We start from the raw sequence: 21,170 nt of genomic DNA on the forward strand, positions 1-21,170 counted from the left end.
GTCATATTTGCAAAGTGAATGAATTATTGTTATAAACAATAACTAATTCAATCGATTTCCCGGCCTGTTTTATTGGTGTTAACCCTTGATCGACGGAAAATCAGAACTATCAGGAGACAGCATGGACTACCAAAACCTCATTGCCATTGACATCCACACCCACGCCGAAGTGAGCTGCTGGAACCCCTTTGACAACTATGGCGAGGAGTACGACCGCGCAGCCGACAAGTATTTCAAGAACAGCCGGCGCCCGACCATTGAAGAAACCATTGCCTACTACCGGGAGCGAAAGATCGGGCTGATCATGTTCACCGTTGATGCCGAGACCCAGATGGGCCGGCGCCGCATTCCGAATGAGGAAATTGCCGAAGCGGCAAAGAACAACAGCGACATGATGATGGCCTTCGCCAGCATTGACCCGCACAAGGGAAAAATGGGCGCCCGCGAGGCGCGCCGGTTGATCGAAGAGCACGGCATCAAGGGCTTCAAGTTTCACCCCACAGTGCAGGGCTACCATCCCTACGACAAGATGGCCTGGCCGATTTACGAAGTCATCAACGCCTACAAGCTCCCGGCAATTTTTCACACCGGGCACAGCGGCATCGGCAGCGGCATGCGCTGCGGCGGCGGTTTGCGCCTTGAGTACTCCAACCCCATGCACCTGGACGATGTCGCCATCGATTTCCCCGACATGCAGATCGTCATGGCCCACCCCAGCTTCCCGTGGCAGGACGAGGCGCTCAGCGTGGCCACCCACAAGCCCAATGTCTGGATCGACCTTTCCGGCTGGAGCCCCAAGTACTTTCCCAAGCAGCTCGTGCAGTACGCCAACACATTGCTGAAAGACCGTATTCTGTTCGGCAGCGACTACCCGCTGATCACGCCCGATCGCTGGATGAAGGATTTTGAAGACGCCGGCTTCAAGCCCGAGGTGATGCCCGGCATCCTCAAGGGCAATGCGATGCGTCTGTTGGGCTTAGGCCAGAGTTAAGACTGCAGCGCCGCTGGTTGCTGATGTCATTAGCGCGGCAATCAGCTGGTGCACCTGCAGGGCAGAGCGCCCTAACACGGCGGGCTCGCCGCCGTTGCGGATGGCGGCCACAAAGTCCTGCAGCACGGCGCGGTGGGCATGGTGGTCAAACGCCATCATGTTCGCGCCCGACCCTGATGTCTGTTTCTGCCCCGCGCTGATCTTTCGGCCGTCCATGAATTCTGCGTGGAGCTCACCGGCCTCCAGCGTGGCTGAACCCTTCGTGAACTGAAGCGAAATACGTTCGGGAAACCCAGGGTAAGCCGCGGTAGTGGCGTCGATGCTGCCAATGGCTCCATTCGGGTAGTGCAGCGCTGCGGCAACGGTGTCTTCACATTCCATGCGGTGCACCGCACTGGTACTCGCCATGGCGCTTACTTTGTCGGGCAGGCCCGTCAGGCAGAGCAGCAGGTCCAGCGTATGGATGGCCTGCGTCATCAGCACGCCGCCGCCGTCACGCGCCAGGGTGCCGCGGCCTGGTTCATCGTAATAACTTTGCGGGCGCCACCAGCGGATGCTGGCGGAGGCGCCCACCAGGCTGCCCATCTCACCGCCGTGCACCAGCTGCATCAGTGCGCGGGCCGCATCGCGCATTCTGTGCTGCAGCATCACGGCCAGCTTGACGCCGCTGTTGTGGCAGATGTCCACCATCTGCTGCGCCTTCTCCAGGCTGACTTCAAGCGGTTTTTCCACCAGCACGTGTTTGCCGGCCAAAGCCACCCGCTGAATGATTTCCAGATGGGTGTTGGGCGGCGTCAGCACCAGTACGGCTTCAACCGACTGATCTTCCAGCAAGTCTTCCAGGCGGGTGCTGACCTGTGCGCTTGCCGGCAACTTGAGCGCTGCCAGCCGTTCGTTGCTGCGCCCTATGACCCATGCCAGTTCCAGCTCGTTCTGCAGATCACGCAAGCTTTGAAAATGCGGTGCGCTGGCCAGGCCCGCGCCAACCACCGCCACACGCATTTTGGGGACTGGCTCTTTACTCAAGCTTGATGCCGGCCGCCTTGATGACTTGCGCCCATTTCTCGACTTCCGCCTTCTGGAAGGCCGCCACCTGCTCGGGCGTCCTGTTGGAAGGCTGCATGCCTAGGCTCTTGAGCCGGTCCTGCATTTCGGTGGTCTGCAGGATCTTCATGATCTCTTCGTGCAGCCGGTCAATGATGGGTTTGGGCACGCCGGCGGGCACAAAAATGCCCTGCCAGGACACCACTTCAAAGTCGGGCACACCCGACTCCGCAATCGTTGGCACGTTCGGCATGGACTCCAGGCGTTTGGCCGAGCTCACGGCAATGGCGCGCAGCTTGCCGCTCTGGATGTGGGGGCCGGCCACCACGGTGGTGTCAAACATCATGTCGACCTGCCCGCCGATCACGTCCTGAATCGCCGGCCCGCTGCCTTTGTAGGGAACATGGACGAACTGTGTGCCCGTCTTGAAGCCCAGCAGTTCAAGCGTCATGTGCTGCGAGGTGCCGTTGCCGGCCGATGCCGACGAAATGGTTTTCGGCTTGGCCTTCGCCGCAGCCAGCACGTCCTGCAATGTCTTGTAGGGGCTGTCCGCCTTGACCACCAGCACCACCGGGTTCGAGCCGATGAGCACCACAGGCGAGAAAGACTTGATCGGGTCATAGCCGAGCTTGGGGTACAGGCTCACGTTGATCGCGTGCGAGCTGATGGTGCCGCCCAGCATGGTGTAGCCGTCAGCGGGCGCGCGTGATGCGGCTTCCGAGCCGACACTGCCACCGGCGCCACCCTTGTTTTCAATCACGATGGTGGTGCCCAGCGCCGTGCCAAGTTTCTGGCCGATCAGCCGACCAAGAATGTCAGTGGTGCCGCCCGCCGGAAAAGGCACAACGTAGGCGATGTTCTTCGACGGCCATTTGTCCTGCGCCCAGGCCATGCTGGTGCCGAGAACGGACGAGAGGGCGGCCGAAGCCAGGGTCGCTTGAAGCAATATGCGGCGTTTCATGAGTTGTCTCCTTCGTTGTGGTGGGTAAGTGTTCTGTGGCAGTCGCCTCCTCTTCAGCCGCGAGGACTAATTAAAGAGGAGGGGAGTAAAAAGACCTAAAAGACTGTTTAAAGATCAGTCATCGTACAACTTGAAATGAAAAAAAGCGTCAGGGAATTCCCCGACGCGCGATGGCGCCGCCCCTGGGCTCTCAGACCGAGGGCGTGCTCACAGACTCGGAAGTCTGGCCTTTGCGAAGCCGCTCGCGGCTGTTGGACAAATGTGTTCGCATGGCGGCCCGTGCCGCCTCGGCGTCCTGGCTGCGGATGGCGTTGTAAATGCTTTCGTGCTCACCGTTGACGCGCTGCAGGTAGCTCAGCCGGCCTTCGGGTGCGCTTTGAGGCGTGTTGACCCGGGTTCGGGGAATGATCATGGTGCCCAGGTAAGTCATCAGGTCCTCGAAGTGCCGGTTACCCGTGGCGCGGGCCACCTCCATATGGAACTGGAAGTCGGGCGGAACCGCATCGGAATCGGCGTGAATCGAGTCCTGAAACGCGCGAAGGGCAGTGGCCATGGCCTCCAGGTTTTCGGTGGTTCTCCTCTGTGCCGCGAGGCCCGCGGCCTCTGTTTCCAGGCTGATGCGCAACTCCAGCACCGAAATAACGTCGGCCACCGTCGCGAAGTCGGTCGCGGCGATTTTGAAATTACCGGCATCCCGGTTCTGGATCACAAAGGTACCAATGCCGTGCCTGGTTTCCACCAGCCCGGAAGCCTGCAGCTTGGAAATGGACTCACGCACCACCGTGCGGCTCACATCGAAGCGGGCCATGATTTCGGCTTCGGTCGGTAATTTGTGGCCCGGCTGGAGCTGGCCTTCGCGAATGCTGTTTGCCAGGCTTTCAACGATTTCAGTGACCAGCCCACGCGGCCTGCGCACACGCGGTGCCTCGTCAGCGGGGGTGGTGGTTAAGTTGGATTCCATCGGTTCGCTCGGATAGGGGTTTGCCTTGATATCGCCAGAAATTGCTTGACAGCAGAAGTCGCCTCACTAGAATTCCATGTCATCAGACAACGTATAACTGATATCTTATTGGGTTCAGGCTACTTTAGCAAACCTGATGCAAAAGTCCAGCGTTTGTCCCGCCCCATTTCAACCAGAGACAAGAATGACCATCCGGGTTCACGAAAAACTGCTTTTAACCGGCGCAGCCGGTGGCCTGGGCCGCGCGCTGCGCGAGCGCCTCAAGGCCAATTGCAAGGTATTGCGACTGTCAGACAGGGCCGACGTTGGTGCGGCTGGTCCAGGCGAAGAGGTTGTGCTCGGTGACCTGGCCGACCCTGTGGCTGTCGACGCCATGGTGAAAGGCGTCCAGGCCATCGTCCATCTGGGCGGCGTGTCGGTCGAGGGGCCTTTCGGCCCCATCCTGCAAGCCAACATCCTGGGTGTCTACAACCTTTATGAAGCTGCCCGCAAACACGGCGTCAAGCGGGTGGTGTTTGCCAGCTCCAACCACGTGACCGGTTACTACCGCCAGAGCGAAACCATCAACGCCGACGCACCGCCCCGGCCTGACGGCTTGTACGGCGTCAGCAAGGCCTTCGGTGAAGACCTGTCCCGTTTTTACTTTGACCGTTATGGCATTGAGACCGCTTGCGTGCGTATTGGCTCTTCTTTTCCTGAACCCAAAGACCGGCGCATGCTGGCAACGTGGTTGAGCTTTGACGACCTGCACCGCCTGATCACCGCCTGCCTGACCACGCCGGTGCTGGGGCACAGCATTGTTTTCGGCATGTCCGACAACGCCGTCACTTGGTGGGACAACAGCAAGGCACGTCACATTGGTTATGCGCCCCAAGACAGCTCGGACATTTTCCGTGACGCGGTGTACGCCCGCACCCCCGAGCCTGACCTCACCGACCCTGCTGTGCAGTTTCAGGGCGGCGGCTTTGTCAAAGCCGGCCCTTTTACCGGTTGAGGTGATGGGCATGAGCGCACACCCGCCTTTTTCAGTTTTCCGTCAGTAGCTTTTAAAACCATCCAACAAGGAGACAAACCATGACTTTCCGCCGCCACCTCATTGCCGCCGCCGCGCTGGCTTCCTTCGCTTTTGCCCTGCCCATGGCGGCGCAGGCGCAAACCGTGCTCAAGGCATCTGACACACACCCGGCAGGTTATCCGACGGTTGTGGCCGTCGAGAACATGGGCAAGAAGCTCGAAGCCCAGACCAGTGGCCGCATCAAGATGCAGATGTTCCCCGGTGCCGTGCTGGGCCAGGAAAAAGAAACCGTCGAGCAGACCCAGATCGGCGCGCTGCAGATCAACCGCATTTCGCTCGGCGTGATCGGCCCCATCGTGCCGGACGTTGACGTGTTCAACATGCCCTTCGTCTTCCGCGACATTGCGCACATGCGCAAGGTCATTGACGGCCCGATCGGCGACGAACTGCTGGCCAAGGTCACGGCCAGCCCGGCTCGTCTGGTGGCCCTGGGCTGGATGGACGGCGGCGCGCGCAGCCTGTACACCAAGAAGCTGGTCAAGTCCCCCGCCGACCTCAAGGGCGTGAAGGTCCGCATGATGGGCAACCCGCTGTTTGTCGACACCATGAACGCCATGGGCGGCAACGGCATTTCCATGGCCTACGGTGAAGTGTTCAGCGCACTGCAAACCGGCGTGATCGACGGTGCGGAAAACAACCCGCCCAGCATGTTCACCTCCAACCACTATTCCGCTGGCGCCAAGTATTACGCGCAGACCAACCACCTGATCATTCCCGAACTGCTGGTGATGTCCAAGGTGGCATGGGACAAGCTCACGCCGGCCGACCAGGCCCTGGTCAAGAAACTCGGCCGCGAAGCGCAGCTGGACCAGCGCGTCTTGTGGGACAAGAGCGTGGAAGACTATTCGGCCAAGCTCAAGGCCGCCGGTGTCGAGTTTGTGCCGGTCGACCAGAAACTGTTCTTTGACGCCACGGCGCCTGTGCGTGCCAAGTACGGCGTGAAGTTTGCTGACCTGATGAAGCGCATCGACGCGACCAAGTAAGCGTTGCTCCCGGGCCCAGGCACGCTGCCGACGCAGCGCGCCTGGGCCATCTTGCTGTATTGCGGAATTCCCATGAAACACCACACCCTTCGCTTCAACGACTGGCTGTACCTTGCGTGCATCTGGATCTCGGGCCTGTCGATTTTTGCCATGTCGCTAATCATTCCCTGGGGCATCTTCACGCGTTACGTGCTGGGCACCGGTTCGCAGTGGCCCGAGCCCATCTCCATTTTGCTGATGGTGATCTTCACCTTCTTCGGCGCCGCTGCCGGTTACCGGGCCAATGCGCATATTTCCGTTGCCATGGTCACCGACCGCATGCCCGAACAAATGCGCAGCGCCGTCGCCTGGATGATGGACATCCTGATGGCCGTGGTGTCCGTCTTTATGGCGTATTACGGCACCAAGCTCTGTATCCAGACCTGGGGCCAGAACATCGGCGAAATCCCGTGGATGCCGGTGGGTGCCACCTATCTTCCGCTGCCGATAGGCGGCGTGATCACACTCATCTTCGTGCTTGAACGCATGGCACTGGGTCACCAGGGCGGCCGCGAAGTTGTCACCTACGACCACGAGAAATTTGAAGGCGAGGCTCTCTGATGGATGCGTTTGTTCTGCTGGGGTCTTTCCTCCTGCTCATGATTCTCGGCCTGCCGGTGGCCTACGCCCTGGGCCTGTCCGCGCTGGTCGGCGCCTGGTGGATAGACATCCCGCTCGACGCGGTGATGATCGCCATTTCCAGCGGCGTCAACAAGTTCTCCTTGCTCGCCATTCCCTTCTTTGTGCTGGCCGGCGCCATCATGGCCGAGGGCGGCATGTCCCGCCGGCTGGTGGCTTTTGCCGGTGTGCTGGTGGGTTTTGTGCGCGGCGGGCTGTCGCTGGTCAACATCCTGGCCTCCACTTTCTTCGGCGCCATTTCCGGCTCGTCGATGGCTGATACCGCTTCGATCGGCTCGGTGCTGATTCCCGAGATGGAGAAAAAAGGCTACCCGCGCGACTTCGCCACGGCCGTTACCGTCAGTGGTTCGGTGCAGGCCATCCTGATTCCGCCCAGCCACAACGCAGTGATCTATTCGCTGGCCGCCGGTGGTGGTGTGTCGATTGCGGCACTGTTCCTCGCGGGTGTTCTGCCGGGCCTGTTGCTGGGTTTGACGCTGGCCATCATGTGCCTGTTCATTGCAAAGAAGCGTGATTTCCCCAAGGGTGAAGTCATTCCCATGCGGCAGGCGCTGAAGATCTGTGTCGATGCACTGTGGGGCCTGATGACCATGGTCATCATTCTGGGCGGCATTCTGTCGGGCATCTTCACCGCCACCGAGTCTGCGGCCATCGCCGTGATCTGGGCCTTCTTTGTCACCATGTGCATCTACCGCGACTACAAGTGGCGCGAGCTGCCCAAGCTGGTGCACCGCACGGTCAAGACCCTGTCCATCGTGATGATCCTGATCGCGTTTGCTGCGAGCTTCGGCTACATCATGACGCTGATGCAAATCCCGCAGCAGATCACCGGCATGTTCACCAGCGTATCCAGCAACAAGTACGTGGTGCTGCTGATGATCAACGTGCTGCTGCTGATCCTGGGCACGCTGATGGACATGGCGCCGCTGATCCTGATCATGACGCCCATCCTGCTGCCGGTGGTCACACAGCTGGGCGTGGACCCGGTGCACTTCGGCATGATCATGATGGTCAACCTCGGCATGGGCCTGATCACACCGCCGGTTGGCGGGGTGCTGTTTGTCGGCGCGGCGGTGGCCAAACTTCCCATCGAGAAAGTGGTGCGAGCGCTGTATCCCTTCTTCGGCGCGCTGCTTTTCGTGTTGTTCCTGGTCACCTACGTGCCGGCGCTGTCCCTGTGGCTGCCCAATCTGCTGCTGAAATAACCGGGCTCTGCCAGATTCCCACTTTTTTTCGCCCACGTATTTCCCATGAACCTGTTGTCATTCATCTCAAGGAGCGCTTCATGTCTTCTCTCATTCGCCTTCGAAAGTACCTGCTCCTGCTCGCGGGGGCGGGCATGATGGCTGCCTCCGGCGCGGCGTCGTCCGCCACCTGGGTGTATATCTCCAACGCCGACAGCCAGGACATCTCGGTGATGCAGCTGGATCGCGCGGCGGGCCAGCTCAAACCGGTGGCTACCGTGCCGGTGGGCGGCACGGCCATGCCCATGGTGGTGAGCAAAGACAAAAAATTTCTGTACGTGGCGCTGCGCTCGCAGCCCTTCCGTGTGGTCACTTTTGCCATCGACGGCAACACCGGCGGCCTGAAGAAACTGGGCGAATCCGCACTGGCCGACAGCGTGCCCAGCATTGACCTCGACCCGACGGGCAAGTGGCTGTTTGGCGCATCCTACGGCGGCAACAAGATCACCGTGAACAGCATCGGCAACGACGGCCTGGTGGGCGCGGTGCAGCAGGTGATCCGCACTTCGCCGAATGCCCATGCCATTCATGCCGACGCATCCGGCCGTTATGTGTTTGCCACCAGCCTGGGCGGCGACAACCTCTCGAGCTGGCGCTTCGACGCGGCCAGCGGCGTGCTGACTGCCAATGATCCCCCGCTGGTCAATGTGTCGCCCGCCAAAACCGGGCCGCGCCATTTCCTCTGGGACAAGGCGCAGAAATACATGTACCTGCTCAACGAGCTTGATGGCGGTGTGGATGTGTTCGCCTACGACGCCGCCAAAGGCGCCATGCGCCACCTGCAGCGCAGCACGGTGGTACCCCCGGGCTTTACCGGCAAGGTCTGGGCGGCCGACCTGCAGATATCGCCCGACGGCAAATTCCTCTATGGCTCGGAGCGCACCTCCAGCACGCTGACCACCTTCAAGGTCGATGCCGCCACCGGGCAGTTGCAGGTTGTCGGCCAGACGCCGACCGAAAAAACGCCGCGCGGCTTTGCCGTCGATTCGACCAGTCGTTTCCTCGTTGCTGCAGGCCAGGACTCGCACAGCGTCTCGCTGCATGCCATCGACAGTGCCACCGGCATGCCAGGTGCCGGCAAGAGCCAGCCCGCCGGTAAAAATCCGAACTGGGTCGAAATCGTCGACTTCTGATGGAACCCACCAACGTCACCCCACTATTTATCCGCATGCACGATGCGGACAACGTCGCCATTGTTGCCAACGACGGCGGCCTGCCGGCGGGCGCAGTGTTTGCCGGTGGGTTGACGCTGGTCGAGCGCGTTCCGCAAGGCCACAAGGTGGCGTTGGTCGACTTGCCGCAGGGCAGTGCGGTGCTGCGCTACAACGTGCCGATTGGTTTTGCGCTGCGGAACATTCGCGCCGGAAGCTGGGTGCATGAGCGGCTGCTGGAGATGCCGTCCGCGCGCGGGCTGGACAAGCTGCCTATGGCTACCGTCAAACCACCCGTGCCTGCGCCGCTGGAAGGCTACACCTTCGAGGGCTACCGCAACGCCGACGGCTCTGTGGGCACGCGGAACATCCTGGCCATCACTACCACCGTGCAGTGTGTGGCCGGCGTGGTTGATTTCGCCGTCAAACGCATCAAGAGCGAGCTGCTGCCGCGCTTTCCCAATGTCGACGACGTGGTGGGCCTCGAGCACACCTACGGCTGCGGCGTTGCCATTGACGCGCCTGACGCCATCATCCCGATACGCACGCTGCGCAACATCAGCCTGAACCCCAATTTCGGCGGTGAGGTCATGGTGGTGAGCCTGGGCTGCGAAAAACTGCAGCCCGAGCGTTTGCTGCCCCCGGGCACGTTTGCGATTGTTGATGAACGCAGCGTGGCCGACGTGGGCGGCAATGCGGACGCCGTTCTGGACGTGGTGTGCCTGCAATCAGAGAACCATGTCGGCTTCATGTCGATGATCGACTCCATCATGAAAACCGCCGAGCTGCACCTGGAGCGGCTCAATGCGCGCCGCCGAGAGACCGTGCCCGCCAGCGAGCTGGTGGTGGGTGTGCAGTGCGGCGGCAGCGATGCTTTTTCCGGCGTCACCGCCAACCCGGCTGTGGGTTTTGCGACCGACCTGCTGGTGCGGGCCGGCGCCACAGTCATGTTTTCTGAAACCACCGAGGTGCGCGACGGCATCGACCAGCTCACCTCCCGCGCCAGCACACCCGAGGTTGCCGAGGAAATGATTCGCGAGATGGCCTGGTACGACGCCTACCTGAAAAAAGGGCAGGTTGACCGCAGTGCCAACACCACGCCCGGCAACAAAAAGGGCGGCCTTTCCAACATTGTCGAAAAAGCCATGGGCTCCATCGTCAAGTCGGGCAGCTCGCCCATCAGCGGCGTGTTGGCACCCGGCGAGAAGGTGCGGCAAAAAGGCTTGATCTACGCCGCCACCCCGGCCAGCGACTTTATCTGCGGCACGCTGCAACTCGCCGCCGGCATGAACCTGCACATTTTCACCACCGGCCGCGGCACACCCTACGGCCTGGCCGAATGCCCCGTCATCAAGGTTGCCACCCGCAGCGACCTGGCCCGCCGCTGGCACGACCTGATGGACATCAACGCCGGCCGCATTGCCGACGGCGAAGCGAGTATTTCCGACGTGGGCTGGGAACTGTTTCACCTGATGCTGGAAGTAGCCAGCGGCCGCAAAAAAACCTGGGCTGAACACTGGAAGCTGCACAACGCGCTGGTGCTGTTCAACCCCGCACCGATCACCTGACCCCTATTCGCCTGCTGACGCCTGCTGACCTCATTCTTCTTTTTTACAAGCGACACCCCATGACACAAGCCACTCCTTACCAATCTTTTCCCAACAGCTTCAAGCGTGACCTGCTGGCAGGCAAGAAGCTGATCGGCTGCTGGTCTTCGCTCTCCAACGCCATCACCACCGAAGTGCTGGGCGTGGCCGGCTTCGACTGGATCCTGCTCGACGGCGAACATTCGCCCAACGACATGGCCACCTACATTCCGCAGCTGATGGCGCTCAAGGACAGCAAGAGTGCGCCTGTGGTGCGCCCCACCAGCAACAACTCGGTCGAGCTCAAGCGCCTGCTTGACGCCGGTTTCTACAACTTCCTGATTCCCTTTGTTGAAAGCGCCGAGCAGGCGGCCAGCGCAGTGTCTGCCACGCGTTACCCGCCGCAGGGCATTCGCGGTGTGTCGGTGTCCCAGCGCAGCAACAAATACGGCACCGTGCCTGATTACCTCAAGCACATCAACGACCACATCTGCGTGATGGTGCAAATCGAAAGCATCGCCGGCACGGCCGCTGCGGACGAGATCGCCGCCACCCCGGGTGTGGACTGCATGTTTGTCGGCCCGTCCGATCTGGCCGCGGGCCTGGGCCACCTCGGCAATGCGAGTCACCCCGAAGTGCAGGCTGCGATGGTGAAGATTTTTGCCGCCGCCAAGGCGCATGGCAAGCCGGTCGGCATCCTCGCGCCGGTCGAAGCCGACGCGCGCCGCTACATGGAAATGGGTGCGACTTTTGTCGGTGTCGGCAGCGACCTCGGCGTGTTCCGCGGCGCCACGCAAGCACTGCGCGACAAGTACCTCGCCTGATTTTTTTTCTGTCATCCCGGACTTGATCCGGGATCCATGCCCCGCTTGCTGAAGGGTGGTGTGGGCCACAGCTATTTTTTAAACGAACAAGGAGTATTTTTATGAGCAAGCTGGGTTTTATCGGCCTCGGCATCATGGGCGCACCAATGGCGGCGCACCTGATCAAGGCCGGCCACGAAGTTTTTCTTTCCACCCGCAGCAAGGTGCCCGCAGATCTGCTGACCGGCAAGGCCGTGGCCTGCAGTTCGTCACAGGAAGTTGCCGAGAAGGCCGACATCATTTTCATGATGCTGCCCGACACGCCTGATGTGGCGAAGGTGCTGTTTGGCGAGAAGGGCGTTGCCGACGGCCTGAAGAGCAACGCCAAGGGCAAGACGGTTGTCGACATGAGCTCCATCTCGCCGATGGAAACCAAGGAATACGCGAAGAAAATCAACGCCCTGGGCTGCGACTACCTCGACGCGCCGGTTTCCGGCGGTGAAGTCGGCGCCAAGGCCGCCAGCCTGACCATCATGATCGGCGGCCCCGAAGCGGCCTTCGAGCGCGTCAAGCCACTCTTCGAGCTGATGGGCAAAAACATCACCCTAGTTGGCGGCAACGGCGACGGCCAAACCTGCAAGGTGGCCAACCAGATCATCGTGGCGCTGAACATTGCCGCTGTGGGCGAAGCCCTGCTGTTTGCCAGCAAGGCCGGTGCCGACCCCGCCAAAGTGCGCCAGGCGCTGATGGGCGGTTTTGCTTCCTCGCGCATTTTGGAGGTGCATGGCGAACGCATGATCAAGCGCACCTTCAACCCGGGTTTCCGCATCGGCCTGCACCAGAAAGACCTGAGCCTCGCGCTGGCCGGTGCCCGCACGCTGGGCGTGGCACTGCCGCAAACCGCTGGTGCCGCACAACTCATGCAGGTCTGCAGCGCCAACGGCATGCAGGACCTGGACCACTCGGCGCTGGTGCGTGCGCTCGAGCTCATGGCGAACCACGAAGTCGCCAAAGCCTGAACTTCCGCAGGCGTTGCCGCGCATTGCCGGGCATGGCCCCGGCAGCATTGCTTTTTGCTTTAGTACCCAACATCGACAGGAAACATCATGACTCTCAATCGCCGCAAAGTTCTTGCTTCCACCCTGGCCATGGGCCTGGCCGCCTCCGGCGTTCAGGCGCAAGCCTGGCCGGCCAAGCCGATTCGCCTCATCGTGCCTTACCCACCAGGCGGCTCGTCAGACATCATTGCCCGCGCCATCAGCCAGCCGCTGTCTGACGCACTCAAGCAGCCCGTGATTGTTGAAAACAAGCCGGGTGCCAACGGCAACCTCGGCGCCGACTTTGTGGCCAAGTCCGCACCCGATGGCTACACCTTGCTGCTGTGCGACACCGGCGCGCTGGCCATCAGCCCATCGGTCTACACCAAGCTCCAGTTCGACCCGAGCAAAGACCTGCGCGGCGTGACCATGCTGGCCTATTCACCGCATCTGCTGGTGGTGCACCCCTCGGTGCCTGCCAACAACTTGAAGGAACTGGTGGCACTGTCGCAAACCAAGCAGCTCAACTTCGCCGTCACCGCCATGGGCAGCGCACCGCACCTGGCCGGCGTGGCTGTGGAGCGTGCCAGCAAAGCCAAGTGGCAATACATTCCGTACAAGGGCGGCTCGCAAGCCATCACCGACACCGTGGGCGGCCAAACCCAGGTGCTGATGAACGGCATGCTCGCCACACTGCCCTTTGTGCAGAACGGCCAGCTCAAGATCCTCGGCGTGTCCAAGGCCACACGCATGCCGCTGATTGGCAACGTGCCCACGCTGCAAGAGCAGGGCATCACCGGTTTCGAGTCCGGCACCTGGCAGGGCGTTCTGGTCGCCAAGAACACGCCAGCAGCTGTCGTGGCGCGGCTCAACACCGAACTCATCAAGGTCATCCGCAGCCCCGAGATCCGCGCCCGGCTCAGCGGGCAGGGCGCCGAAGTGGCGACCATGTCGCCCACCGAGCAGGACAACTTTTTCGCCCAGGAGCGCAAGCGCTGGGCCGAAGTGGTGGCGGCTGCCGGCATCAAGCTGGACTGATAACCGGCTGTAGATGCCAGGAACTGGCAATGTCGGACTGAGGGAGATAGCCCATTGGCCGTACGTTTGATGAGTTTGCATTTCATACGGCCAATGTGGGACGGCGATGTTCCATTTGTTCGTCGAATGTTTGTAATCGACGAATAAATGGAACAACAGGCGATTCCGGTGGTTTGAGCTCTGCAGCGCTTTTACTATTGAATTAATAGCTGCTCGCGCCCGTGGAATAAGGGCTAGAGGCCGATTTGGCTCTATAAAATCGGCAAAACAGCTGCAAAGGCCCCGTTTGGGGCCTTTCTCTTTTTCAGGCCCTGCGTCGCCGCATTCCGTACTCCACCGCCTCAAACAGCGCTTCGCTCAGCAGCGCCAGCAAGGTGGCGGGCAGGGCGCCGGCCAGCAGCAGCTGGCCATCGTTGAGCGCCAGGCCGGTGACGATCCGCTCGCCGTAACCGCCCGCGCCTATGAAGGCGGCAATCGTCGCGGTGCCAATCGCAATCGAGGTGGCCGTGCGCACGCCGGCGATGATGGTGGGCAGTGCCAGCGGCAGCTCAATCAGGCGCATGCGCTGGCCCGCCGTCATGCCCAGCGCTTCGCCGGCCAGGCGCAGGCCGCTTGACACCTCGCCCAGGCCCGCCACCGTGTTGCGCATGATGGGCAGCAGCGAATAAAGCATCAGCGCAATCAGCGCGGGCACGGTGCCAATCACGCCCATCAATGAGATCAACATGGCCAGCAGCGCCAGCGAAGGCACGGTTTGTAGCAGGCCGGTGGCGCCCAGCACCACGGCGCGCAGCCGCGGGTGCGGAAACACCAGCACCGCCAGCGGAATGCCAATCAGCGCCGCCAGGCCCACGGAGATGAATGTCAGCGCCAGGTGTTGGCGTGTCAGCCGCGCCAGGTCGGGCCCGAAGAGTTTGGCCCAGAAGCCGCGCTGGGCAGGATCGGCCGCGGCTGCCGTGCCGCCTGCAGCTTTGCCGGCCAGATGGTCGCGCGCAATCACGTCAAACGCCACGCCCTGCAGCTCGGCCCGCGCATTCATCGCAATCATCGCGTTCTCGTCAATGCTGCCGCCCAGCTTCTGCAGCGCCGCCCAGGCCTGGGGGAAGCGCGTCGGCACGTCCAGCCGGTAGAGCAGCACCGCGTCATAACGCGGAAAATAAGCCTTGTCGTCCGCCAGCACGCGCAGGCCCAGGTGCTTGATTTTTGCGTCGGTGGTGTAGATGTCGATCACGTCCACCTGCTTCTGTGCAATCGCGTCATACGCCAGGCCGTGGTCCAGCGCGGTGGGTACCTGCGTGGCGCCGTAGCGCTGCGCCAGCCCGCGCCAGCCATCTGCGCGGCCAATGAATTCGTTGGACAGGCCCAGCTTGAGCTCCGCATGTTTCGCCAGGTCGCTCAGCGATTTGATGCCCAGCCGCTGCGCATTGTCTTCACGCATGGCCAGCGCGTAGCCATCGTTAAAACCCAACGGCACCGCCACGCCCAGGCCCAGCGGCGCCAGCGCCGCGTTCATCGCCTCCAGTGTCATCGGGGCAGGGCTTTTGAGAATCTCCAGGCTGATGGTGCCCACGTATTCGGGGTACAGGTCGATGCTGCCCGAGCGCAGCGCCTCATAAACAATGGCCGTATTGCCCAGCCCCTGCAACACCGAAGGCGGCGTGGGTGTGTGCGCCGCCGCCGTCTGCGCCAGCACCTGCGCCAGGATGTAAGACTCGGTGAAACGCTTGGAGCCTATGCGCAGCGTGTCGTTGGGGGCGTTGGCGGCAAGGGTGATGGTGCTGCCAATCAACAGCGCGAAGGCGATGCCGCTGGCCAGCAGCCTTCGCAGCCACCGAGCCGGGTGCGCATCGACCAAAGGGGGAAGTGGGCTCTGCATCTGCGCAGTATCGCTGCCTCTGCAGAACAATGCCAGTAACTCCCGTGCGCTATTGATTTGCTAGCTGCTTGCGCCCGTGGAATAAGGGCTGGCGGCCAATTTGTCTCTATAAAAACGGCCAAACGCCTTTTAATGCCCTTTGAATGCCTTCAAGGGCCCGTCGAAGCCTCCCGCCAAACTCACGCCGTGCGAATCACCGAGATGTGCTCCGTCCCACTCTCAGGCAACCACACCTCGCCAGCCCGCCCCAGAATCTGCCGCACATTCGTACTCTCACGCGGCATCGGGTAGCGCTCAAACTTCTCGGTGCGCGCGTCAAAGCTCACGATGGCGTTGCTGCCCCATTCGGCCAGCCACACCGTGTCGCGCTCGTCCACATACACCGCGTAGGTCTTGGGGCTGTCGCCGGGCAGCTTCCAGGTACGCCAGGTGTTGGCCTGCGGGTCGTGCATGGACACATTGCCGCTGTTCCACTCGCTCACCCAGATGCGGCCCTTGCTGTCGCTCCACACGCGGCGCGCGCCCTGCTTGGGTGTGGGCGGCTCCACCACGGTGGATTCACCCGTGCGCCTGTCGATGTGCGCAATGAACGAGCCCGCCAGCGAACACCACCACACCTCGCCGGCTGGCGTGGTGCAAATGCCGTAAGGCCCGCGGCCGCGCGGGGCCTGCTTCACAGACACCTCACCCGTCTTCACCGCCACCTTGCCCACGTAGCCGCTCTGGCCGGTAAACCACAAATCGCCCGCGCCGTCGAAGGCGCAGGTGTTGAGGTTGGCGTAAGGCGTGCCCGCGGGCAGGGGGAAGGCCTGCACCTTCTGGTCGGGCCAGCTCACCCGCACGATGGCGTTCTGCCCGCCGTCAGTCACCCACGCCGCCTTGTCCGGCCCCTGAATCACGCCATGCGGCGAAGAGCCCGAGCCAAGGGCAATCAGTTCCGTGCGGCCAGTCTTGGGCTCAAACCAGCCCAGGTGGCCACTGGCCTGCGCCGTAAACCACACGCCGCCATCAGGCGCAGGCGCCAGGTCATGAATGCCGGTGCGCCGCGAGGTGGCCAGCTTCCACGACTGCATCTTGCCGGGCTGCGCCAGCGCGGGAGAGGTGAGGGTGCCGGCAAGCGCCGTTGCGCCCAGGGCGCCGAGCATGTTGCGTCGGTTAAACAGAACCATGGGAACCTCCTGTGGGGTGGGAGCTTTGTGATTCTTATACAAAGTGGAAGGGCTTGCCTGACAGATGCAACTGGCGGTTTGGCGGGGTGAGCCTGCTGAATCGCTATGAATTCAATAGCTTCTTGCGACCGCCGTATATGGATTAGGGGAAGATTCGACATTCAAAACGTATTCTGAGGCAGCTAACAGGGCGCTTGTAGCGTGTCCTCTCATTGGAGGAGGGTTCTTTGCAGGTGCTCACCTAGAATGGGCCAGAGGGAAGACTAATGACGCCAGAGCCTAAAGCCGGGGTCAACATTGACGCGCTATTTAAAGAGTATGAACACCGAAGAACAACAATTTCTCAATAACCTCGACAAGCAACTCTGGGCCGCAGCCGACCGTTTGCGTGCCGCCGTCAATCCCAGCGAATACATGCATGTTGTCTTGGGGTTGGTCTTCCTCAAGTACATCTCCGATGCATTCAAGGAGCGTCGTTTGGAACTTGAAGCTGCTTTCAATGATCCGGCTAACGATTACTACCTGGGCGAAGATTCGGCAGAGTTAATCGAGCAGGAGCTTGAAGCGCGCGACTACTACACCGAGACCAACGTTTTCTGGGTGCCTGCCCTGGCCCGCTGGGATTTCCTCAAAGACAGCGCCAAAGTCGCCATCGACACAGTCCTCACCGTTAAAAACGGAAAAACTTTTCAGTACAAGTTCAAAGGCATAGGCCGCCTACTGGACGACGCCCTCGAAGCGGTGGAAAAGGACAACCCCAAACTCAAAGGCGTGCTCGACAAAAGTTACGCGCGCTGGCGTGTAGACGAAGCCTTGCCCGGTCTCATAGACGAGTTCTCCAAAATCCCGTTCAACCGCGGCGCGCTCAAGGCCAAAGACATTCTGGGGCACATCTACGAATACTTCCTGGGGGAGTTCTCTATTGCTGCTGGCAAGCGCGGCGGCGAGTTCTATACACCCAAGAGCATCGTCAGCCTGATTGTGGAAATGTTGGAGCCGTTTGAGGGTCGCGTGTACGACCCTTGCTGCGGTTCGGGTGGTTTCTTTGTGCAGAGCGAGCGCTTTGTGTTGGAGCACGGCGGCAAGATCGGCCAGCTCAGTATCTATGGGCAAGAGTTCAACCCCACCACCTGGCGCCTGGCCAGCATGAACATGGCCATCCGCGGCCTGGACTTTGACTTCGGCAAAGAGCCCGCTAGCACCTACTCCCGGCCCCAGCACCCCGACCTGCGCGCCGACTTCATCATGGCCAACCCACCCTTCAACATGAAGGCTTGGAAAGAGGGCGTGCGAGATGACGACCCGCGTTGGAAGTACGGCGTGCCGCCCGACGGGAATGCTAACTTTGCGTGGATGCAGCACATGATTCACCACCTGGCACCTCACGGCAGCATGGCCCTGCTGCTTGCTAATGGCTCCATGAGCAGCAACACCAACAACGAAGGCGAAATTCGCAAAGCCCTCATCGAGGCCGATCTGGTGGAGTGCATGGTGGCCCTACCCGGCCAGCTGTTTACCAACACGCAAATTCCGGCCTGCATCTGGTTTCTCACGCGCAGTAAGGCCGAGCGCGCCAAAAAAGGTATCAGCCGTCGCCGCCATGGTGAAGTGTTGTTCATCGACGCCCGCCAGCTTGGGTACATGAAAGACCGCGTGTTGCGCGACTTCAAACCCGAAGACGTCGCCAAGGTGGCCGCCACGTTTCACGCCTGGCAACGCGGTACGAACTACGCTGACGAAGCAGGCTTTTGCAAAACTGCCACGCTGGACGACATCCGCAAGGCCGACCACGTGCTCACCCCGGGCCGCTACGTGGGCGCCGCAGCGCAAGAGCCCGATGCAGAGCCTTTTGAAGAAAAGATGGCCCGTCTGACTACCTCCTTGGGGGAGCAGTTTAAGGAGAACGCTCGCCTGGAAGTAGAGATTCGCAAAAATCTGGCGGGGCTGGGTTATGAAGTCTGATGCCGTGAATGCAAAAACCGCCTTCCACTTCTCCAACCTGGTGGAGCACCCTCTGGCGGGCATGAGCAACCAGCTCTTCGTGTCGCGCTACCATGTGCAGCTGCCGGGCAAGGCGGAGATTGCGGCCTTCTTCTATAAGGCGGTGGAGGAGTTGGTGGGCGGGAATGAGTAGTTTTGTGAACGAACCATTGGGAAGCCTCCTGGGCGAGCGAGGATACATCCGCGGGCCGTTCGGCTCAGCCTTGGTACGAAAAGAACTTCAAAGTTTTGGCATTCCCGTATACGAGCAGCAGCATGCAATCTCAGGAACGCGAGAGTTTCGCTTCTATGTTGGCCAAGAAAAGTTTGATGAATTGAAGCGTTTCGCGGTGAAGGCCAATGACCTAATTATCAGTTGTTCCGGAACTGTTGGCCGTATCTCCACAATCCGTGAGGGAGATCCACTGGGCATCATCAGCCAAGCGTTGTTAATCCTCCGTCCTGATGTGTCCAAGGTGCTTCCGAAGTTCCTTGGCTATTTCCTCGGAGGTGATACAGGTCAGCGAGCGCTGATTCAAGCATCGCACGGTACGGTGCAAGTCAACATTGCTCCTCGATCCGTTGTGGAGACCATACCGATACCCGTTCCTTCCTTGGAAGAGCAGCAGGCTATCGTTCAGGTCCTTGGCTCTATCGACGACAAGATCGAACTCAACGGTCGCCTGAACGAAACTCTGGAGGCGATGGCTTGCACCCTCTTCCAGTCCTGGTTCGTCGATTTCGACCCGGTGCGCGCCAAGGCCAACGGCGACAGCGCCAAATCCATCTGTCAACGCTGGGGCCTGACCCCCGAACTCCTCGCGCTGTTCCCAGACAGCTTCGGGAACTCGGAGCTTGGTGAGATTCCCAATGGCTGGACTGTGCGAGGGCTCGACGATGTTGCGAACTACCTCAATGGGTTGGCCTTGCAGAAGTATCCTGCATTGGAAGGAAAGGACTGGCTGCCGGTGATCAAGATTGCCCAGTTGCGTGCCGGTCACACGCTTTCTGCCGACAAAGCCAGCACTCAAGTTCCTGCGCCTTACGTGATTGAAAACGGCGACGTATTGTTCTCATGGTCGGGTAGTCTGGAGGTTGAAATCTGGTGCGGTGGAAGAGGGGCACTGAATCAGCACTTGTTTAAGGTCACATCCGGGGAGTATCCCAAGTGGTTCTACTTCCTATGGACGAGGTTCCACTTGAGTTTTTTCCGTGACATTGCAGCCAATAAGGCCACCACGATGGGGCACATCCAAAGAAAGCATTTGTCTGAGGCTAAGGTTTTATGTCCCCCCATGGAGCTTTTGGATGAAATGACGAAAGTGCTGATGCCGCTAATTGAGATGACGATTAGCAATCGCCTCGAGGCTGGAGGTTTGTCCAATGTCAGGACAGCTCTTCTGCCTGAACTGCTGTCAGGTAACGTTGCGGTGGTAGTTGAAGCGGAGCTCTCATGAAGGAAGTCAAAACTGACGAATCATTGTTGGGACATGCCATTGACTTATTGACAGTCCGCTATGACGCAAACAAGGACTTCAACGAATACCTTGATAGTGAGGATCCGATCGCGCTGGGGACCTCTGCCTATCCGCGGAGCAAAGTGCTGTTTTGGGTTGATCCTGAAGGCTATGAGGCTGACAAAGTCGCATGGGAGAGTGACTCAATTGAAGCAAAGCATGAAGATGCGATCAAGCTACTTCAAGACAACGCATGCGTTCCACAGTTTATGGATCTACTTCAGGCTGCGGATCGGGGTCGGGTTGTCCCGTTTGTTGGCGCAGGCTTGTCCAAGCCGTTGGGCATGCCCTTATGGGGAGAAGCACTTGGGCTGCTTTTGACCCGGCTGCATGGTGCCAATGTCGCTGCAATACGACCTTTGATCGATGCTGGCCAATACCTTCTGGCAGCGCAGCGCATGGCCGCGCATGATGCCGCTGTTACATCAGCATTTATTCGTAACACCTACCGGGCTCAAAGGCTCCGTCTTAACGCTGGGCCGCTGCAGCATCTTCCGCGCTTTGCCCGGGGGTGCATTGTCACCACCAATTTTGATGATGCCATTGAAAAAACGTATGAAGAGGCGATCCACCACGGCAAGCCCATGGATTTCAAAGCCTACATGCACGGCACACAAGAGCACAATTTTTTTTCGCGCATGGTCCGGGGCGATCGTTGTCTCTTGAAGTTGCATGGTGATGCGGAAAGCGATGCCACTCACATTCTCACGGAGCAGCAGTACGAGCTTGCCTATGGCCTGCCCCCTGGGTTCGATTTTCAGAAACCCTTACCAAAAGCACTAAGGCAGATATACATCTCGCAATCCTTGCTATTCCTCGGTTGCGGGCTGGAGCAGGACTGGACCCTCGATTTGTTTAAGGCAGCCAAAGAAAGTGATGCCTATCAAGTGCCTAACCACTACGCGATAGTGGAAGAACCGAGCTCAGCGGTCGGGCGTCAACAAAAGGAAGCACAGCTTCTGGAGCTGAACATTCAGCCGGTCTGGTACCCGAACGGGCAGCATGTGTTAGTCGAACGTCTTGTAGATTTGGTCGCGGACGTCGCCGAAAAGCGCTTTGTCTTCAAGGGTTGAGGA

At 60.3% G+C, this 21,170-nt stretch carries 19 protein-coding genes; 14 read left to right on the forward strand and 5 right to left on the reverse strand.

Annotation, left to right across the window (positions count from 1 at the left end):
* Positions 1-121 precede the first annotated feature (121 nt).
* Positions 122-991: an amidohydrolase family protein gene (locus tag B0B52_RS01700; protein ID WP_077591880.1), complete on the forward strand. Its 870-nt coding sequence runs from the start codon at positions 122-124 to the stop codon at positions 989-991.
* Here the strand turns inward: B0B52_RS01700 and B0B52_RS01705 are convergent.
* The 3 genes from B0B52_RS01705 to B0B52_RS01715 form a co-directional block, all read right to left on the reverse strand.
* Positions 977-2,017: a Gfo/Idh/MocA family protein gene (locus tag B0B52_RS01705; RefSeq protein WP_254425605.1), complete on the reverse strand. Its 1,041-nt coding sequence runs from the start codon at positions 2,015-2,017 to the stop codon at positions 977-979. The two genes, B0B52_RS01700 and B0B52_RS01705, sit on opposite strands and share 15 nt — an antisense overlap.
* Positions 2,010-2,996 carry a tripartite tricarboxylate transporter substrate binding protein gene (locus B0B52_RS01710; protein WP_077591882.1) on the reverse strand — a complete coding sequence of 329 codons (987 nt, stop codon included), beginning with the start codon at positions 2,994-2,996 and terminating at the stop codon, positions 2,010-2,012. Before B0B52_RS01710 ends, B0B52_RS01705 begins: the two co-directional genes overlap by 8 nt.
* 190 nt (positions 2,997-3,186) lie before the next feature.
* The gene (locus tag B0B52_RS01715) at positions 3,187-3,957 is read right to left on the reverse strand and encodes a FadR/GntR family transcriptional regulator (RefSeq protein ID WP_077591883.1); all 771 of its coding nucleotides are present in this window, start codon (positions 3,955-3,957) and stop codon (positions 3,187-3,189) included.
* 184 nt (positions 3,958-4,141) lie between these two features.
* Between B0B52_RS01715 and B0B52_RS01720 the strand changes: the two genes are divergently transcribed.
* From B0B52_RS01720 to B0B52_RS01760, 9 genes are all read left to right on the forward strand, one after another.
* Positions 4,142-4,951 carry an NAD(P)-dependent oxidoreductase gene (locus B0B52_RS01720; RefSeq protein WP_077591884.1) on the forward strand — a complete coding sequence of 270 codons (810 nt, stop codon included), beginning with the start codon at positions 4,142-4,144 and terminating at the stop codon, positions 4,949-4,951.
* Between the two features lie 80 nt (positions 4,952-5,031).
* Positions 5,032-6,015: a TRAP transporter substrate-binding protein gene (locus tag B0B52_RS01725; protein ID WP_077591885.1), complete on the forward strand. Its 984-nt coding sequence runs from the start codon at positions 5,032-5,034 to the stop codon at positions 6,013-6,015.
* A 72-nt stretch (positions 6,016-6,087) separates the two neighbouring features.
* Positions 6,088-6,615, forward strand: coding sequence for a TRAP transporter small permease (locus B0B52_RS01730; protein WP_077591979.1), 528 nt, complete (start codon positions 6,088-6,090; stop codon positions 6,613-6,615).
* The gene (locus B0B52_RS01735; protein WP_077591886.1) at positions 6,615-7,898 is read left to right on the forward strand and encodes a TRAP transporter large permease; all 1,284 of its coding nucleotides are present in this window, start codon (positions 6,615-6,617) and stop codon (positions 7,896-7,898) included. Before B0B52_RS01730 ends, B0B52_RS01735 begins: the two co-directional genes overlap by 1 nt.
* Positions 7,899-7,978: 80 nt before the next feature.
* Positions 7,979-9,070, forward strand: coding sequence for a lactonase family protein (locus B0B52_RS01740; RefSeq protein ID WP_077591887.1), 1,092 nt, complete (start codon positions 7,979-7,981; stop codon positions 9,068-9,070).
* A complete protein-coding gene (garD, locus tag B0B52_RS01745) occupies positions 9,070-10,656 on the forward strand; it encodes a galactarate dehydratase (RefSeq protein WP_077591888.1) in 1,587 nt (528 codons plus the stop codon). The genes B0B52_RS01740 and garD overlap by 1 nt, the downstream gene beginning before the upstream one ends.
* 59 nt (positions 10,657-10,715) lie before the next feature.
* Positions 10,716-11,498, forward strand: a complete 783-nt coding sequence (garL, locus tag B0B52_RS01750) for a 2-dehydro-3-deoxyglucarate aldolase (RefSeq protein ID WP_077591889.1) — start codon at positions 10,716-10,718, stop codon at positions 11,496-11,498.
* Between the two features lie 95 nt (positions 11,499-11,593).
* Complete coding sequence (gene glxR / locus B0B52_RS01755; RefSeq protein ID WP_371327352.1) at positions 11,594-12,496, forward strand: 2-hydroxy-3-oxopropionate reductase; 903 nt, start codon at positions 11,594-11,596, stop codon at positions 12,494-12,496.
* A gap of 87 nt (positions 12,497-12,583) precedes the next feature.
* The gene (locus tag B0B52_RS01760; protein ID WP_077591891.1) at positions 12,584-13,552 is read left to right on the forward strand and encodes a tripartite tricarboxylate transporter substrate binding protein; all 969 of its coding nucleotides are present in this window, start codon (positions 12,584-12,586) and stop codon (positions 13,550-13,552) included.
* Positions 13,553-13,856: 304 nt separating this feature from the next.
* On the opposite strand, the gene B0B52_RS01765 is transcribed toward B0B52_RS01760, so the two are convergent.
* Positions 13,857-15,428, reverse strand: coding sequence for a glycine betaine ABC transporter substrate-binding protein (locus tag B0B52_RS01765; RefSeq protein WP_077591892.1), 1,572 nt, complete (start codon positions 15,426-15,428; stop codon positions 13,857-13,859).
* A 179-nt stretch (positions 15,429-15,607) separates the two neighbouring features.
* A complete protein-coding gene (locus tag B0B52_RS01770; RefSeq protein ID WP_077591893.1) occupies positions 15,608-16,597 on the reverse strand; it encodes a lyase in 990 nt (329 codons plus the stop codon).
* 318 nt (positions 16,598-16,915) lie between these two features.
* Between B0B52_RS01770 and B0B52_RS01775 the strand changes: the two genes are divergently transcribed.
* From B0B52_RS01775 to B0B52_RS01790, 4 genes are read left to right on the forward strand one after another with little or no spacing between them, the layout of a single operon-like run.
* On the forward strand, positions 16,916-18,559 hold the full coding sequence (locus B0B52_RS01775; RefSeq protein ID WP_077591894.1) for a class I SAM-dependent DNA methyltransferase: 1,644 nt from the start codon (positions 16,916-16,918) through the stop codon (positions 18,557-18,559).
* A 4-nt stretch (positions 18,560-18,563) separates the two neighbouring features.
* Positions 18,564-18,731, forward strand: a complete 168-nt coding sequence (locus tag B0B52_RS01780; RefSeq protein ID WP_217349766.1) for a hypothetical protein — start codon at positions 18,564-18,566, stop codon at positions 18,729-18,731.
* Between the two features lie 4 nt (positions 18,732-18,735).
* Positions 18,736-20,034 (forward strand): restriction endonuclease subunit S, encoded by a 1,299-nt coding sequence (locus tag B0B52_RS01785; protein WP_217349767.1) that lies wholly within the window; start codon positions 18,736-18,738, stop codon positions 20,032-20,034.
* Complete coding sequence (locus B0B52_RS01790; protein WP_077591897.1) at positions 20,031-21,167, forward strand: SIR2 family protein; 1,137 nt, start codon at positions 20,031-20,033, stop codon at positions 21,165-21,167. The genes B0B52_RS01785 and B0B52_RS01790 overlap by 4 nt, the downstream gene beginning before the upstream one ends.
* The last annotated feature ends 3 nt before the right edge of the window (positions 21,168-21,170 follow it).

The sequence above is a fragment of the Polaromonas sp. A23 genome (assembly GCF_002001015.1).
Lineage (GTDB): Bacteria > Pseudomonadota > Gammaproteobacteria > Burkholderiales > Burkholderiaceae_C > Polaromonas.

Bases quoted from the DNA above. Each gene is read 5' to 3' on its own strand.
- B0B52_RS01720 (WP_077591884.1), top strand. From the start codon at position 4,142: ATGACCATCCGGGTTCACGAAAAACTGCTTTTAACCGGCGCAGCCGGT.
- B0B52_RS01710 (WP_077591882.1), bottom strand. From the start codon at position 2,996: ATGAAACGCCGCATATTGCTTCAAGCGACCCTGGCTTCGGCCGCCCTC.
- B0B52_RS01770 (WP_077591893.1), bottom strand. From the start codon at position 16,597: ATGGTTCTGTTTAACCGACGCAACATGCTCGGCGCCCTGGGCGCAACG.
- B0B52_RS01790 (WP_077591897.1), top strand. From the start codon at position 20,031: ATGAAGGAAGTCAAAACTGACGAATCATTGTTGGGACATGCCATTGAC.
- B0B52_RS01735 (WP_077591886.1), top strand. From the start codon at position 6,615: ATGGATGCGTTTGTTCTGCTGGGGTCTTTCCTCCTGCTCATGATTCTC.
- garL (WP_077591889.1), top strand. From the start codon at position 10,716: ATGACACAAGCCACTCCTTACCAATCTTTTCCCAACAGCTTCAAGCGT.
- B0B52_RS01740 (WP_077591887.1), top strand. From the start codon at position 7,979: ATGTCTTCTCTCATTCGCCTTCGAAAGTACCTGCTCCTGCTCGCGGGG.
- B0B52_RS01700 (WP_077591880.1), top strand. From the start codon at position 122: ATGGACTACCAAAACCTCATTGCCATTGACATCCACACCCACGCCGAA.
- B0B52_RS01775 (WP_077591894.1), top strand. From the start codon at position 16,916: ATGAACACCGAAGAACAACAATTTCTCAATAACCTCGACAAGCAACTC.
- B0B52_RS01765 (WP_077591892.1), bottom strand. From the start codon at position 15,428: ATGCAGAGCCCACTTCCCCCTTTGGTCGATGCGCACCCGGCTCGGTGG.
- garD (WP_077591888.1), top strand. From the start codon at position 9,070: ATGGAACCCACCAACGTCACCCCACTATTTATCCGCATGCACGATGCG.
- B0B52_RS01760 (WP_077591891.1), top strand. From the start codon at position 12,584: ATGACTCTCAATCGCCGCAAAGTTCTTGCTTCCACCCTGGCCATGGGC.
- B0B52_RS01725 (WP_077591885.1), top strand. From the start codon at position 5,032: ATGACTTTCCGCCGCCACCTCATTGCCGCCGCCGCGCTGGCTTCCTTC.
- B0B52_RS01730 (WP_077591979.1), top strand. From the start codon at position 6,088: ATGAAACACCACACCCTTCGCTTCAACGACTGGCTGTACCTTGCGTGC.
- B0B52_RS01715 (WP_077591883.1), bottom strand. From the start codon at position 3,957: ATGGAATCCAACTTAACCACCACCCCCGCTGACGAGGCACCGCGTGTG.